Genomic DNA, 14,774 nt, shown 5'->3' with positions numbered 1-14,774 from the left:
GCACGTCACATTCGCCGACGGGTTTCGCGGCATGACTTGGCGGGAAACACTCGGGGTTTGCCCGCTCGCGGGTACGACTCGCCCCGGGTGCACCCCCCTGATCAGGGCGGTGCACCGCCGTTCGTGTGCTTCCGGCGTCGACCCTACGCCACGGGTCGTCAGCTCCGGCCGGACTCCGTCCCCGGAAGAGTGACCCGGATCCGGCAGCCGCGATCGGATTCGGCCACGCCGATGCGCCCGCCGTGCAGATCCACCGCCCAGCGCGCGATGGCCAGGCCCAGCCCCGTACCGCCGTCGCTCCCCGGGCCGGAGGGCGCGGGTCCGCCGCGGTTGAAGCGTTCGAAGACGCGGTAGCGCTCCGCCTCCGGGATGCCCGGGCCCTCGTCCTGCACGTCCAGCTCCAGGCTCTGCGGACCCTCGCCCCGCCGGGCGTGCACGGTGACCCGGCCGTGGCGCGGGCTGTGCTTGATCGCGTTGTCGATGAGGTTGGCGACGACCTGGTGCAGCCGCTCGGCGTCCGCGTACGCGGTCAGCTCCGGCGGTGAGACGTCCAGGTGGAGATGGACGTCCGTACGGGTGTGGGTGCCGGACCCGGCCGTTCCGGCGAGGGTGGAGGCGCCGCGGCTCATGTTGGCCTCCTTCAGCACCCCGGACAGGTACGGCCACACCTCGAAGCGGCGCGAGTGCAGCGGCACGACGCCGTTGTCCAGGCGGGAGAGGTCCAACAGGTGCTCGACGAGGCGGCCCAGCCGCTCGGTCTGCTTCAGCGCCGTCCGCATCGTCTCCGGATCGGGCTCGGAGACACCGTCGACGACGTTCTCCAGCACCGCGCGCAGCGCCGCGATGGGCGTACGCAGCTCGTGCGAGACGTTGGCCACCAGCTCCTTGCGGTGGGTGTCCACCGCCTCCAGGTCGGCCGCCATGCGGTTGAAGGCGCTGGCCAGGTCGCCGAACTCGTCCCGCCGCTCGGCGCGCACCCGGCGGGTGTAGTCGCCCTGCGCCATGGACCGCGTCACGTCCGTCATCTCGTCCAGCGGCGCGGTCAGATTGTTCGCCACGAACTGGGTGACCAGCAGCGACGCGATGATCGAGAAGACCGTGATCACCCGTAGCTCGGTCGCCGAGTGGATGGCGACGAAGACCAGCAGGGTGGTGATGATCACCGAGACGACGACCAGCGCGCCGAGCGCCGCCTTCACCGAGCGGTACGGGTCGAGCGGCCGCAGCCCCTCCCACAGGCGCCCGGCCAGGGCACGGCCGCGCGCCCGCCATCCGGGCGTCATGCGGGCGGGGTCTCCAGGGCGTAGCCGACGCCGTGGACCGTACGGATGCGCTCGGCGCCGATCTTGCGGCGGAGCGCCTTGATGTGGCTGTCGACCGTGCGCGTCCCGGACGCGTCGGCCCAGTCCCACACCTCGGCCAGCAGCTGCTCACGGGAGAGCACCGCGCGCGGCGTGTTGGCCAGACAGACCAGCAGGTCGAACTCGGTCGGCGTCAGATGGACGTCGGCGCCGCGCACCCGCACCCGGCGCTGGGCGTGGTCGATCTCCAGCTCGCCCAGGCGCAGGATGCCGCTGCGCGGGGTGTGCGCGGCGAGCGCCGCCCGCTCCACCCGGCGCAGCAGGACGTGCACCCGCGCGGCCAGCTCCCGCATGGAGAACGGCTTGGTCATGTAGTCGTCCGCGCCGACGCCCAGACCGACCAGCATGTCGGTCTCGTCGTCGCGGGCGGTGAGCATCATCACCGGCACCGGGCGCTGCGCCTGCACCCGGCGGCAGACCTCCAGACCGTCGAAGCCCGGCAGCATCACGTCGAGGACCAGCAGATCGGGCTGCCACGCCTCGGCGGTGTCGACGGCCGCCGGGCCGTCCGTCGCCGTCTGCACCTGGAAGCCCTCGGCGCGGAGCCGGGTCGCGATGGCGTCCACGATCGTCGGGTCGTCCTCGACGACCAGTACCCGGCGCTGGGCGCCCGGCGTGGCCGCGGCGGTACCGCCCTGGCTGGTTTGCGTCTGGTCCATCGCCCGCCCCTGCATGTCCCCGTGTGCCTGGTCGCGTAGTGAGTGGACGTGCGGCAGCGCGCGGCGGTCCGGCGCAGGGCGCGGATCGCCGCGCCGCGTCACATCCAGGGGAGCAGCGTAAGCGCACGGTGTGACTGTCGGCTACGCGCCCTTGTGCGCGAGGTGAACAACATCGGGGACACCTCGGGTGACAGGCACCTCTTCCGTGCGAACGTGCCGGAAACCGGCATTCCGGAGGGCCTGGTCGAAGGCGGGCGACGGCTGGGCCGACCAGACGGCCAGCACCCCGCCTTCCGTCAGCGCCGCCCGGCAGGCCGCGAGCCCGGCGGGGGAGTAGAGCCCGTCGTTGCCGTCGGTGACCGTCCAGTCCGGTCCGTTGTCGATGTCCAGGCAGAGCGCGTCGTACGAGCCGGGGGCCGCCCCGTCGCGCAGATGGGCCACCAGATCGGTGTGCACGATCGCGGTGCGCGGGTCGGCGAGCGCCCGGCCGGTCAGGGCGGAGAGCGGGCCGGTGCGGTGCCAGTCGATCACCGCGGCCTCCCGCTCGACCACCGCGATCCGCCCCCAACGCTCCTGCTCCACCGCTCTGACCAGCGAAAACCCCACGCCGAGGCCGCCGATGAGCACCGCTGGACGGATCCGCTCCGGCGGTAGACCGGCCAGTGCCGCATCGATCAGCAGCCGTTCGGAGCGGCCGTCGGAGGTGTCCATCAGGAAGCAGCCGTTGGCGATGATCTCGAAGACCGGCGCGCCGCCGGAGCCGTCCGCGCCGCCGCGGCGGCGCAGCGCCACCTCGCCGTACGGGCCGTCGCGGCGGTCCAGTGTGACCGGGCCGTCCACGGGGCCGGCCGGGGTGGGGAAGGTCGGGTCGGGGGGAACGGGAGTCATGCGGGTCATCCTGGCCAACCGCGCGGGCGCGGGTCCAACCGATTGCGCGGACAACGCCGTGGGCCCGTCCGGGGTTGTGTGCCGTGACGTAGCTCACGCGCCGCGGGGCGGCGTGCGGTGAACGGGCGGGCGCCGCCGCACGTTGAGTACGGCGGACGGACCGACAGGGACGGGAGGGGTGCGGTGAGCGGTGTGACGGAGATACGGGCCGGGCTGCCCCCGCGCGGGGGTGCGGCGTGGTGGCGCCGGTGGGCGGGGCGGGCGCTGCCCGGGCCCCGGGCGACGCCGTTCACCTTCTGGTACGCGCTGCTGCTGGTGGCGACCTCGCTCTTCGCGGCGTACGCGGACCCGGCGCGGGTGGCGGAGCTGCTGCGGGGCTCCAGCACGGACGCGGCGCATCTGGCGGCGACGCCGGTGCGGGTGCTGGTGGCGAGCGCGCTGTGGATCGACGGCGGGGTGCTCTCCGGTTTCGCGCTCGCCTTCGTCGTCGTCCTGGCGGCGCTGGAGCGGCGGGTCGGCGCGGCGCGCACCCTCGCGGTCTTCCTCGGCGGCCATGTGCTGGCCACCCTCGCCACGGAGCTGCCGGTGGGCGCCGCCGTCGCCACCGGGGCGCTGCCGCCCGGTGCGGCGCACCGCCTCGACTACGGCATCAGCTACGGCGTGATGACCTGCGCCGGGGCGCTGGCCGGAGTGGTGGCGGGGCGGCTGCGGTGGCCGCTGCTCGGCGGCGCCGCCTGTTACGCCACGGCCGATCTGCTGAGCTTCACCGACCCGCTCAGCTCCGGCGGCCATCTGCTCTCCCTCGCCCTCGGCGTCGCCGCCTGGCCGCTGCTGCGCCGGGCGCGGTCCGGCCCGCGCCCGGCCCGGCTCCACGGCGACCTGGGCCATCCGGCGCTGCGGCGGACGGCCGGGCGCGCCGTGGTGGCGCGTGCGGTGCCGGTGCCGGGGCGCCCGGTGCCGGGGCGCCCGGTGCCGGTGGCCGGGGTGCGGCGGCGCTGAGCGGGGGCCGGGCGCCCGCCGCCCCGGCGGTCGCTCAGCCGCCGGGCGTCCAGACGTACGGGGTGGTCGTGGTCACCGGGTGGAAGCCGAGGCGGCGCAGGATCGGGGCGCTGGCGTCGGAGGCGTCGACCTGGAGGAGGTCCGCGCCGTGGGCCACCGCGAGCATGGCGCGGGCGGCGACCAGGGCGCGGTAGACGCCGCGGCCACGCCAGGCGGGCAGCGTCGAGCCGCCCCACAGGCTCGCGAAGCCGGTGCCGGGCCGCAGCACCAGCCAGCCCGCCGAGATCACCTCGTTGCCCGCCTCCGCGACCAGCACCGCGATGCCGTCCGGGGCGGCGGCGACCCGGGCGATCAGATCGTCGGCCAGCCAGTCGTGGTCGTCGCCCCACACCGCCGTCTCCATGGCCGCGATGCGTCGCAGATCGGCGTCGTCGGTGACCTGGCGCAGTGTGACGCCCTCGGGGAGCACCGGGTCCCCGGCCAGCTCCCGGGCGCGGCCGATGAGTACCGTCTCCCGCTCCTCGGGTACGAACCCGGCGGCCCGCAGCCGCTCGGGGAGGTCCGCCGGGAGGTCGTGGCCGCGGGTCTTCCACTCCACGGCCTCGCCCCGGGCGGCGAACACCGCGCGCTGCCGGGCGATCAGCGCGTCCAGCTCGGCGCCGTGCAGGCCCAGGTCCGGCGGGCCGCTGACGAAGCCGCGGAACTGGCCGGTCAGCCGTGTCAGCGGCCCGTCCTGCTCCAGGGTGACGCCCGGGGGAAGGTCCTCCGGGACGCCCCGCATCCGCTCGTCGTAGGCCGCGAGCAAGCCGTCGATGTCCGTCACGGTTCGACGGTACGAGCGGTGGCAAACGGTTTTTCGGCAGCGACGGCGGGCGGGCGTGGCGCACCGGAGGGCCGGGTGGGCCGCCGTCCGCCGTGCCGGACCGCGATCCCCTGATCGCTCACGGCGAACACGGAGCGGGGAACATCTCCCGCCCCCGGGCATTGAGTGGGTACAGCTCAACTTGCCTGACTAAGGGGAGATCATGGCTTCGTCGTCCCACACGCTCACTCTGCCGGTGCTGCCCCTCGACGACGAGGTGGTGCTGCCCGGGATGGTCGTACCGCTGGACCTGTCGGACGCGGACGTACGGGCCGCCGTGGAGGCCGCGCAGTCCGCCGCCGTCCAGGGCAACAAGCCGGAGGTGCTGCTTGTGCCCCGGGTCGACGGCACCTACGCGGCGATCGGCACGCTCGGACGGGTCGAGCAGGTCGGCCGGTTGTCCGACGGCGACCCCGGCGCGCTGATCCGCGGGCTGGGCCGGGTGCGTATCGGCTCCGGCACCACCGGTCCGGGCGCCGCCCTCTGGGTGGCGGGCACCGCCGTCGAGGAGACGGTGGCGGGCGCCACCGACGGCGAGGGCGGCCGCATGCTGCCCGGCGCGGTGACCGAGCTGGTCACCGAGTACAAGGCGCTGGCCACCAGCTGGCTGCGCAAGCGCGGCGCCTGGCAGGTCGTCGACCGCGTCCAGCAGATCGAGGACGTCTCGGCCCTCGCCGACAACGCCGGGTACTCGCCGTTCCTCACCACCGAGCAGAAGGTCCGGCTGCTGGAGACCGTCGACCCGGTCGCCCGGCTGAAGTTCGCCACCGAGACGCTCCGCGACCATCTGGCCGAACAGGACGTCGCCGAGTCCATCGCCAAGGACGTCCAGGAGGGCGTCGACAGGCAGCAGCGCGAATTCCTGCTCCGGCGGCAGCTGGAGGCGGTCCGTAAGGAACTGTCCGAGCTGACCGGCGACGGCGACGACGAGAACGCCGACTACCGCGCCCGCGTCGAGGCGGCGGCGCTCCCCGAGGACGTCCGCAGGGCCGCCCTCAAGGAGGTCGACAAGCTGGAGCACGCGGGCGACCAGAGCCCCGAGGGCCCCTGGATCCGCAACTGGCTCGACACCGTCCTCGAACTGCCCTGGAACGAACGGACCGAGGACGCCTACGACATCACCGGCGCCCGCGCCGTGCTCGACGCGGACCACGCCGGTCTGGAGGACGTCAAGGAGCGGATCACCGAGTACCTGGCGGTCCGCAAACGCCGCGCCGAACGGGCGGCGGAGGCGCCCGAGGGCCGGGAGGCCACCGGCGGGCGCCGCGCCGGGGGCGCCGTGCTGGCGCTGGTCGGCCCGCCCGGTGTCGGCAAGACCTCGCTCGGCGAGTCCGTCGCCCGGGCCATGGGCCGCTCCTTCGTCCGGGTGGCGCTCGGCGGCGTACGCGACGAGGCGGAGATCCGCGGCCACCGGCGGACCTACGTCGGCGCGCTGCCCGGCCGTATCGTCCGGGCGATCAAGGAAGCCGGTTCGATGAACCCGGTGGTGCTGCTCGACGAGATCGACAAGGTCGGCTCCGACTACCGCGGCGACCCCGCGGCGGCGCTCCTGGAGGTCCTGGACCCGGCGCAGAACCACACCTTCCGCGACCACTACCTGGAGGTCGAACTCGACCTCAGCGACGTGGTGTTCCTCGCCACCGCCAACGTCCTCGACGCCATCCCCGGGCCGCTGCTCGACCGGATGGAGCTGGTCCGGCTGGACGGCTACACCGAGGACGAGAAGATCGTCATCGCCCGCGACCATCTGCTCCCGCGCCAGCTGGAGCTGGCCGGACTCGCGCCCGGCGAGGTCACCCTCACCGACGGCGCACTGCGCAGCCTGGCCGGGGAGTACACCCGCGAGGCGGGCGTGCGGAACCTGGAGCGCGCGGTCGCCCGGCTGCTGCGCAAGGTGGCCGCCCGGCACGAACTGGGCGAACGGGAGCTGCCGTTCACCGTGGGCACCGAGGAGCTGCGCCCGCTGATCGGACGGCCGCACCACACCCCGGAGGCGGCGCAGGACCCGGCGGTGCGGCGGACCGCCGTGCCCGGGGTGGTCACCGGGCTCGCGGTCACCGGCGCCGGGGGCGATGTGCTCTACGTCGAGGCGTCGCTCGCCGACCCGGAGACGGGCGCCTCGGGGCTGACGCTCACCGGTCAGCTCGGCGACGTGATGAAGGAGTCGGCGCACATCGCGCTCTCCTTCCTGCGCTCCCACGGCGCGGAGCTGGAGCTGCCGGTCGGCGATCTCAAGGAGCGCGGCGTCCATCTGCACGTACCGGCCGGAGCCGTCCCCAAGGACGGGCCGAGCGCGGGCGTCACGATGACCACCGCGCTGGCCTCGCTGCTGTCGGGCCGTCAGGTGCGGCCGGAGGTGGCGATGACCGGTGAGGTGTCGCTGACCGGGCGGGTGCTGCCGGTCGGCGGGATCAAGCAGAAGCTGCTGGCCGCGCACCGTGCGGGCATCACCACGGTGATCATCCCGCAGCGCAACGAACCGGATCTGGACGAGGTCCCCGACGAGATCCTCGGGACCCTCGACGTACGGCCGGTCACCGATGTGCGCACGGTGCTGGAGCTGGCGCTGACCGACGCGGCGGCGCCGCTCCGTGACCCGGCCGCCCCGGACGGCGCGGTGCCCGCCGCGGCGTGACGGACGCGCCGGGCGCCGCGCCCAGGGGAAGGGCCCCTCCCGCAGCACGTGGGAGGGGCCCCTTCTTCTGTGTACCGCCCGCGGTCCTCCGCGGGGCGCGCGGGATCAGCCGTTGGCGAGCGCCTGGAGCCGGTCGTACGCGCCGTTGAACGAGTTGTGGTCCCCGACGTTCGGACCGGTCGAGGTGTACTGCCAGATGGTGTGGAAGCCCCAGCCGCCCGGGAGTTCACCGACCGAGGAGCCGTAGCGCGGCACCCACAGCGGGTTGACGCTGCCGAAGCTCGCGTTGTTGCCGGTGCACTGCTGCCACCAGCTGGTGGAGGTGTAGATGACGGCGTCGCGTCCGGTGCGCGACTTGTAGGTCGCGAACCAGTCCTTCATCCAGTTGACGAGCCCGGCGGCGCTCATGCCGTAGCAGGTGTCGCCGTACGGGTTGTACTCCATGTCCAGCGCGCCCGGCAGGGTCTTGCCGTCCTTGGACCAGCCGCCGCCGTGGTCGACGAAGTAGTTGGCCTGGGCGGCACCGCTGGAGGTGTTCGGGGTGGCGAAGTGGTACGCGCCGCGGATCATGCCGACGTTGTACGACCCGTTGTACTGCTGGGCGAAGGAGGGGTTGGTGTAGCTCGTCGACTCCGTCGCCTTGACGTACGCGAACTTCACGCCGCTGTTCCAGAGCGTCGCCCAGTCGACGTTGCCCTGGTGACCGCTGACGTCGACACCCTCGACCCCGGCGAGCAGCCCGGTCGCCGGGCGGTCGGTGCCGGTGCCCTCGTGTGCGGCGATCTGCGATCCGGCCCAGTCCTGCGCGGGGTGGGCCGGTTCGGGCGCGTCCTTGGCGGGCGTCGCGGCGGCGGTGGCGCTGCCGGGCAGGCCGACCAGCAGCGCGGCGGTGGCGAGCAGGGCGCCGGCCGCGGTGGCCAGGGAGCGGGAGCGGGTGCGGTGCGGGGAGCCCGACCTGTGCACGAGCATGCGTGCCTCCGGTTTTCGTGTGAGGTGACCTGAGGGGGGATACGGAGCCGCGGCGGACCACGGTCCCGGTGTCACGCGCCGCCGGGGTACGGCGACGACCGCCGCGGGGCGCGGCGGAGTGCGGTGCGGAAGTGCGGGTGCGGAAGTGCCGACGTGCGGAGGTGCGGTGGTGCGGCGTGCGCGGCGCGTACCGGCGCCGACGGTGCGGACGCGGTGCGCGGACCGGGCAGAGCGACACCTGACTTGGTGTGGCCATGCCAGAAATGACGATACGCGCGTAGACCGCGGCGATAAAAGGGGGACACGGGGCTGCCGTTGGTCTAATCCTGCGAAATACTGGCGGAGCTGCGGCTTCGGCCGCGGCGAGCGGAAACTTTTCACGAACGGAAACGCCGGAAAGGGTGCTGACGTGCACAACACCGCAGCCGACGGAGCGACGGACCACGGCGACGCGGCGGGTGTGGACCACGTATTCCTCGCCCTGGAGCGCGAATTGGCGGTGTTCCTGCGCCGGGCCCGCGCCTCCTCCGGCGAGCTGGCCCGCGAGGTCCACCCCGACATGGAGCCCGCCGCGTACGGCCTGCTGGTGCGCCTCTCCGACGCCGGGGCGCAGCGCGCCACCGACCTGGCCGGGTACTTCGGCGTCGGCAAGGCGACGATGAGCCGTCAGCTGCACGCCCTTGAGGAGCTGGGCCTGGTCGCCCGCGAGCCGGACCCCGCCGACGGCCGCGCCGTCCTGGTCCGCCTCACCGACGAGGGACGCGACCGCTACGGCCGGGCCCGCCTCGCCCGCCGCGCCCGCTACGCCCGCCGCCTCGCCTCCTGGGACCGCACCGAGGTCGCCGAGCTGAGCCGCCTGCTGCACCGCCTCAACGCGGAACAGGAGGGGGAGGACGCGTCGTAGAACGCGCCCCGCCCGGTGCGCCGGGGGCTTCGGGGGCTTCGGGGGCGCCCGCCGCGGCCCGCGCGCCGCCCGGCCACCCCGGGCGCCCCCGGTCTCACGGCTCCACGTACACCACCGCCGCGTCGTCCCGCGCCTTGCCGCGCGGGTACGCGGAGCCCGCCGGATCCGCCGCCTCCGCCGCGCGGACCGCGTCGATCAGCGCCTGCGGACCCTCCCGTGCCACCAGCGCCGCGCACTCCCGCCAGGAACCCGCGCGAAACACCTCCACCCACCGCCCGGCGCCGTCGCTGAGCGCCGTCAGCGCCCGCACCTCGGACCGCGGGGTGCGCCCGGTGACCGCCCGGGCGGCGACCGACGGATCGGCCGCCGCGGTGAAGAACCCGCCCTCGGCGTTGCGCAGCGCCTCCACGGAGCGGACGTACGCGCGGGCGGCCGCCTCCCGCCCGGGCGTACCGCGCGGCAGCGCCCGCAGCGCCTCGCGCGCGGCGCGGACCGCCGGGGTCAGCTGGTCGAGCCGGGTGTCGAGCACCGGCGTCACGGAACCGTCCGCACCCGTCAACAACAGGGCCGAATCGGAGAGTACGAGGTGTTCGACGGTCTCGTCGGACCAGCGGACGGCCACTACTGTGGCCTGCGGAGTGCGGGGGTGAGAAAGGTCACATGTCGACCGGTGAATGGCGGCCGTACGGGAGATGGCCGCCGCGAGCACCTCAGGGAGCGTCATGTCCCGGTGCGAAACCGACAGTTCGAGCATCGCGCCCCCCAGACGCGCGGTGAACCACGGGACCGTGTGGAGGCAGCCGTAGTCGCCCTCAGGCGGCGTCACGCCGTCCAGCAGCACCAGGCTTCCGCCCTGGCCGGACGCGGGCAGGGCGACGGAAGCGTAGTCCTCGTTTGGGTGTTGGGGATCGCCCGGTGCGACGGCGAGTTCGATGCGCATGCCGGGCAGTCTGCCGGAGCGGCGCCGGGCGGCGGCGGTGACCGCGCCGCGTGGGCGGGGCGCCGCCGACCTGCGGGGCGGCGCCCGGGGCGGGCCCGCTTGTGCGGGGGCGCGCGCGATGCGGGCGGGCATCTTTGCAGGAGCCGACCGGTTCTCCAAACGCACCACAGGGTTGCGTCGGGTTGCACCGAGAATCGGCCATGCACGGAAGTTGATGGTCAACTTCCGATTGATGTTCACTCATTCGCGTGGCCGGGCAAGTGTTGCCGAGCCACTGCGCGGAGCCGGTGGAAAGGTCGCTTCCCGGATCATGGGGGGCGGGCCGGGACATACGTCGCGCCGCGCAAAGCCGGGCTGTTTCCCTTCGCGGAAGTGTGCACTGCTGCGGTTTCGCGCAGGTTCGCCCCGCGAGCGGAAACCGAGCCGGACCCGCGCGCCACACGGCGTGGGCAGGCGAGACAGGAATGCGAGCAGCGGTGCGGAAGAAGCGGCTTCGGGGCAGCGCAGGGAAGCCGGGAACGCCGGCCCGACCGGTCCCGGTACCGGACACGGGTCAAGGCCCCGGCACGACGACCGGTGGTGACCCCGCGGGCAGGCGCCCCGCGCGGGTGCGCAACCGCCTGATGGGCGCGGTGGCGGTGGTCGCGGTCGCCGTCGCAGGCGCCGGTGCCCCCGGCATCAGCGCCGCGGTGGACGACACCCACACCAGCCAGCGCCTCGTCGACCTCGCCCAACTCGACTCACGGGCGATCGCGCTCTCCCACTCCCTCGCGGACGAGCGCGACACCATGACGTCGTACATCGCCACCGGACGCGCGGGCAGCACCGCCGCCGGTTACGACTCGCTGCGCGCCCGCGTCGACCGGCAGCTGCGCGATCTGCGGGCCGCCTCCCAGAACGCGTCCGGCGAGACCACCGTCTACGCCGCCGCCGAGAAGCAGCTCGCCACGTTGCCGCAGATCCGTCAGGAGGCCCTGGCGGGACCGGCGACCGCGACCTCCACCTACGAGGCGTACACCCGCACCCTCCAGGCGCTCGGCGCCATCGCCGACGACATCGCCCGCTCGCTGCCCGGCCGCGCGGACGGCGACGACGCCGACACCCGCGCGCTGCCCGCGCTCGGCCGCGCCGTCGAACAGGCCGCCGGAACTCGCGCGCTGCTGCTCGCCGCGCTGCGCGCAGGCGGTGAGCAGCCCCAGCTGACCGCCGCGGCCCAACTCGCCCACCTGCGCGAACAGGGCTCCCTCGCGGACTTCTCGCAGATCGCCGCGGAGCGCACCCAGGACCGCTACGACGCCACCGTCAACGGCGCGGACGTCACCACCGCCGAGCGGTACCTCACCCGCCTCACCGACCAGCCGCGGATGGACGCCGCCGACGCGGCGCTCAGCCGCTCGCGGGTCCAGGCCACCCTCACCGCCCGGATCGACCTGATGCGCGGCATCGAGTCGGCCCTGGCCACCCAGGAGATCCAGCGCCTGTCCGATCTGCGCGACGACGACGTCACCGCGCTGGAGATCCGGATCGCGCTGGTCGGCGTCTGTCTGCTGCTGGCGCTCGGCGTCTCGATCTCCGCCGCCCGCTCCATGACCCGCCCGCTGGCCGCGCTGCGGCTCGGCGCCAAGCGGGTCGCCGCGGACCCGGCGCACGAGGAGCCCATCGCCTTCAAGGGCCGCAACGACGAGTTCGCCGCCGCCGTCCGCTCCGTCAACGCCCTGCACGCGCAGGTCTCCGACGTGGCCCGGCGCACCGCCGAGCTGGAGGGCGAGCGCGGCCGTCTGATCACCGCCCGCCAGCGGCTGGCCGACGAGCGCGAGGTGCTCGACGGCGAGCGCGAGGCGCTGCGGGCCGAGGTCGCGGAGCTGACCGAGCGGCTGGCGACGCTGCGTACCGGTGTGCACGGCCGGTACGTCAACCTCGCGCTGCGCACCATCAGCCTGGTCGAGCGGCAGCTCCACGTCATCGAGTCGATGGAGGAGCAGGAGCAGGACCCCGAGGCCCTGGAGACGCTCTACAAGCTCGACCACTTCGCCGCGCAGATGCGCCGCAACAGCGAGAACCTGCTGGTCCTCGCCGACACCGAGCACGGCACCAGCAACGCGGGCCCGGTGCCGCTGCTGGATGTGCTGCGCGCCTCGGTCAGTGAGATCGAGCGGTACGACCGGGTGATCATCCAGTCGCTGCCGCCGCACGCCCAGCTCGCCGGGTTCGCCGCGGACGACATCAGCCACCTGGTCGCCGAACTCCTGGAGAACGCCACCGCGTTCTCCCCGCCGGAGGCCCATGTCGAGCTGTCCGGCTGGCTGCTGGAGACCGGTGAGCTGATGCTCTCGGTGCAGGACGAGGGCATCGGCATGACCGCCGAGCGCCTCGCCGAGCTGAACGAACGGCTCGCCGACGCGGAGGCCGCCTCGACCTCCGAGACCATCGACGAGTCCCTGGGCCTGGGCCTGTACGTCGTGGTGCGGCTCGCCGCCCGGCACGGCGTCCGGGTGCAGCTGCGCGCCCAGCACCAGGGCGGGGTGACCGCCGTGGTGGTGCTGCCCGGCTCGATCCTGCCGACCCGCCCCGGCCCGGTGAACACCCGCGCGGGCGCCCCGGCCCCCGGCCCGGTGCTGCCCGGTTCGGTCGCCGAGGCCAACTCCAACGCGCTCCAGACCCGGGTGCCGCGGGCCGACCCGTCCGGCCTGCCGAAGCGCGGCGGCGCCCCCGCGCGTCCCGCCGCGGCCCCCGCCCCGCAGGCCGACCCGCTGGTCGCCGCCGCCGAGCGCGCCATCGACGCGGCCGGTCTCCCCGACCGCGGCGCCCCCACGCCGCAGGCGCCGACGGGCCCACAGGCGCCCGCCGGTCCGCAGACCCCGACCGGTCCGCAGGTCCCGGCCCCGCAGGACCCGGCTCCCCAGGGTCCGATAGCGCCGCAGCCGCAGCCCCCGGGCGCGGCCCCGGCCCCGCAGGCGCCCGGTCGGCAGGCGCAGGCCCCGGCCCCGCAGGTGCCCGGTCCGCAGGCGCCGGTCACCCAGGTCGGTCCGGACGCGTCCGGCGGGCGTCCCGCCCCGGCCGGTCCGGTCGCCCCGTACGTCGAGGCGCCCGCCGCGGACGGCGGCAGCGCGTACGGCCCGATGTCGTCCGGCCCCTACGCCGCGCCCGGCACCGGCAGCCACCGCAGGCCGCAGGAGCCCGCCGCCCCGGCCGACCCGTACGCCATCGGGCCCGACCAGCACGCCCGGCCCGCCCCGGCAGCGGAGCCCGGCCCGGCGGCCGCGCCGCACGCCGGGGAGGCCACGCCGGACGCCGCGGTGCCCGAGCAGCGCCGTACGGACATGGGCCTGCCCAAGCGCACACCCAAGGTCGTGGCGCCGAAGGCGAACACCGCCGCGCCGCGCAAGACCGGCAAGGCCAACGCGGAGGCGCTGCGGCGGCGGCTCGGCGGCTTCCAGCAGGGTGCGCGCTCCGGCCGCCGCGAGGTCGAGGCCGAGTTCGCGGGCGGCCCCGCAGGACCGGCCGCCGCGGCGCCGCAGGACGGGGCCGCGCAGCAGACCGGCTCACAGACGGACACCGACGGAGCGGGGGCCCCGGGGAAGAGCCACGTTGTCGAGGAGGCACGCGATTGATGGCCCAAGCACCCATTGCCCACGGAGCAGGCCGGAGCACCCAGGCCCGGAACCTGCACTGGCTGCTGACCAATCTTGTCGACGAGGTCCCGGGGATCCTCTCCGTCGCCGTCGTCTCCTCCGACGGTCTGCTGCTGCTCTCCTCCGACCCCGGTCGGAACGGGGAGGCGGCGCACGCGGAGGACGGTGAGGGGCCCCGCGGCTCCAGCGCCGACCTGGCCACCATCGTCTCGGGTCTCGGCAGCCTCACCTCCGGCGCCGCCAAGCTGATGTCCGGCGGGCTGGTCAAGCAGACCATGGTCACCATGGACGAGGGCAGTCTCTTCGTGATGTCGATCAGCGACGGTTCGCTGCTCGGCGTGCACGCGACGCCGGACTGCGACATGAGCATCATCGCCTACCACATGGCGCTCTTCGTCGGCCGTGCCGGACATGTCCTCACCCCCGAACTCCGCAGCGAATTGCGTAAGTCGATGGAGAGCGCCCAGTGAGCACCACACCCCAACTCCCCGTGCGCGGCGGGGACCGTAAACCCGCGCGTGTACGACCGTATTCACTGACCGGCGGCCGGACCCGCTTCGGTCACGTCCTGCTCGTCGAGACGATCGTGGCGGCGCTCGACGCCTCCGCCGAGCGTCCCGAGCTGACGTCCGGCGGCTGGGGCGACCGGGTCATGCCGGAGATGCGCGCCATCGTGGAACTGTGCCGCCGGATGCGTTCGGTGGCGGAGATCTCCGCACTGCTCAAGATGCCGCTCGGCGTGGTCCGGGTGCTGCTGAGCGACCTCGCCGACCAGGGAAAGATCCGCGTCTACGGCACCGGTCACGGCACCGGCCGGCCCGACCGCGCGCTGCTGGAAAGGGTGCTGAGTGGACTTCACAGGCTCTGACACGATAACGGCCGGTGCGGCGGGCGCCGACGGCGTGGACCTGTTCGCCGGTGGTGC

General features: G+C 74.5%; 12 protein-coding genes. 6 read left to right on the top strand and 6 right to left on the bottom strand.

Annotated features, from left to right (window positions below):
• Window positions 1-158: 158 nt before the first annotated feature.
• The 3 genes from IF23_RS0106625 to IF23_RS0106615 form a co-directional block, all read right to left on the bottom strand.
• On the bottom strand, window positions 159-1,283 hold the full coding sequence (locus tag IF23_RS0106625; protein WP_030280799.1) for a HAMP domain-containing sensor histidine kinase: 1,125 nt from the start codon (window positions 1,281-1,283) through the stop codon (window positions 159-161).
• A complete protein-coding gene (locus IF23_RS0106620; protein WP_030280798.1) occupies window positions 1,280-2,020 on the bottom strand; it encodes a response regulator transcription factor in 741 nt (246 codons plus the stop codon). Before IF23_RS0106620 ends, IF23_RS0106625 begins: the two co-directional genes overlap by 4 nt.
• A gap of 141 nt (window positions 2,021-2,161) precedes the next feature.
• Entirely contained in the window at window positions 2,162-2,908 is a 747-nt protein-coding gene (locus IF23_RS0106615; RefSeq protein WP_030280797.1) for a spermidine synthase family protein, read from the bottom strand.
• Window positions 2,909-3,091: 183 nt separating this feature from the next.
• Between IF23_RS0106615 and IF23_RS0106610 the strand changes: the two genes are divergently transcribed.
• Window positions 3,092-3,907: a rhomboid-like protein gene (locus tag IF23_RS0106610; protein WP_211266124.1), complete on the top strand. Its 816-nt coding sequence runs from the start codon at window positions 3,092-3,094 to the stop codon at window positions 3,905-3,907.
• A 34-nt stretch (window positions 3,908-3,941) separates the two neighbouring features.
• Here the strand turns inward: IF23_RS0106610 and IF23_RS0106605 are convergent, their stop codons facing one another.
• Window positions 3,942-4,730: a GNAT family N-acetyltransferase gene (locus tag IF23_RS0106605; protein ID WP_030280794.1), complete on the bottom strand. Its 789-nt coding sequence runs from the start codon at window positions 4,728-4,730 to the stop codon at window positions 3,942-3,944.
• Between the two features lie 202 nt (window positions 4,731-4,932).
• Between IF23_RS0106605 and lon the strand changes: the two genes are divergently transcribed.
• Complete coding sequence (gene lon, locus IF23_RS0106600) at window positions 4,933-7,404, top strand: endopeptidase La (protein ID WP_030280793.1); 2,472 nt, start codon at window positions 4,933-4,935, stop codon at window positions 7,402-7,404.
• Between the two features lie 105 nt (window positions 7,405-7,509).
• On the opposite strand, the gene IF23_RS0106595 is transcribed toward lon, so the two are convergent.
• Entirely contained in the window at window positions 7,510-8,373 is an 864-nt protein-coding gene (locus tag IF23_RS0106595; protein WP_030280791.1) for a lysozyme, read from the bottom strand.
• Window positions 8,374-8,782: 409 nt separating this feature from the next.
• Here IF23_RS0106595 and IF23_RS0106590 point away from each other — a divergent pair, with 409 nt between their 5' ends.
• Window positions 8,783-9,277 carry a MarR family winged helix-turn-helix transcriptional regulator gene (locus tag IF23_RS0106590; protein ID WP_037677533.1) on the top strand — a complete coding sequence of 165 codons (495 nt, stop codon included), beginning with the start codon at window positions 8,783-8,785 and terminating at the stop codon, window positions 9,275-9,277.
• 94 nt (window positions 9,278-9,371) lie between these two features.
• Here the strand turns inward: IF23_RS0106590 and IF23_RS0106585 are convergent, their stop codons facing one another.
• The gene (locus IF23_RS0106585) at window positions 9,372-10,217 is read right to left on the bottom strand and encodes a hypothetical protein (protein ID WP_030280787.1); all 846 of its coding nucleotides are present in this window, start codon (window positions 10,215-10,217) and stop codon (window positions 9,372-9,374) included.
• A 608-nt stretch (window positions 10,218-10,825) separates the two neighbouring features.
• On the opposite strand from IF23_RS0106585, the gene IF23_RS35340 reads away from it, so the two are divergent.
• From IF23_RS35340 to IF23_RS0106570, 3 genes are read left to right on the top strand one after another with little or no spacing between them, the layout of a single operon-like run.
• On the top strand, window positions 10,826-13,828 hold the full coding sequence (locus IF23_RS35340; protein ID WP_030280786.1) for a sensor histidine kinase: 3,003 nt from the start codon (window positions 10,826-10,828) through the stop codon (window positions 13,826-13,828).
• Complete coding sequence (locus IF23_RS0106575) at window positions 13,828-14,319, top strand: roadblock/LC7 domain-containing protein (protein WP_051739312.1); 492 nt, start codon at window positions 13,828-13,830, stop codon at window positions 14,317-14,319. Before IF23_RS35340 ends, IF23_RS0106575 begins: the two co-directional genes overlap by 1 nt.
• Window positions 14,316-14,717: a DUF742 domain-containing protein gene (locus tag IF23_RS0106570; RefSeq protein WP_030280783.1), complete on the top strand. Its 402-nt coding sequence runs from the start codon at window positions 14,316-14,318 to the stop codon at window positions 14,715-14,717. Before IF23_RS0106575 ends, IF23_RS0106570 begins: the two co-directional genes overlap by 4 nt.
• Window positions 14,718-14,774 lie beyond the last annotated feature (57 nt).

This window comes from Streptomyces catenulae (assembly GCF_000718015.1).
In the GTDB taxonomy this organism is placed as follows: Bacteria; Actinomycetota; Actinomycetes; order Streptomycetales; family Streptomycetaceae; genus Streptomyces; species Streptomyces catenulae.
The sequence above is the reverse complement of the archived record's forward strand: the minus strand, read 5'-3'. Positions and strand labels throughout refer to the sequence as shown.

What these genes read in the sequence shown, in the direction of transcription:
- IF23_RS0106625 (WP_030280799.1), bottom strand. Translation starts at nt 1,283, where the DNA reads ATGACGCCCGGATGGCGGGCGCGCGGCCGTGCCCTGGCCGGGCGCCTG.
- IF23_RS0106620 (WP_030280798.1), bottom strand. Translation starts at nt 2,020, where the DNA reads ATGGACCAGACGCAAACCAGCCAGGGCGGTACCGCCGCGGCCACGCCG.
- IF23_RS0106615 (WP_030280797.1), bottom strand. Translation starts at nt 2,908, where the DNA reads ATGACTCCCGTTCCCCCCGACCCGACCTTCCCCACCCCGGCCGGCCCC.
- lon (WP_030280793.1), top strand. Translation starts at nt 4,933, where the DNA reads ATGGCTTCGTCGTCCCACACGCTCACTCTGCCGGTGCTGCCCCTCGAC.
- IF23_RS0106595 (WP_030280791.1), bottom strand. Translation starts at nt 8,373, where the DNA reads ATGCTCGTGCACAGGTCGGGCTCCCCGCACCGCACCCGCTCCCGCTCC.
- IF23_RS0106585 (WP_030280787.1), bottom strand. Translation starts at nt 10,217, where the DNA reads ATGCGCATCGAACTCGCCGTCGCACCGGGCGATCCCCAACACCCAAAC.
- IF23_RS0106575 (WP_051739312.1), top strand. Translation starts at nt 13,828, where the DNA reads ATGGCCCAAGCACCCATTGCCCACGGAGCAGGCCGGAGCACCCAGGCC.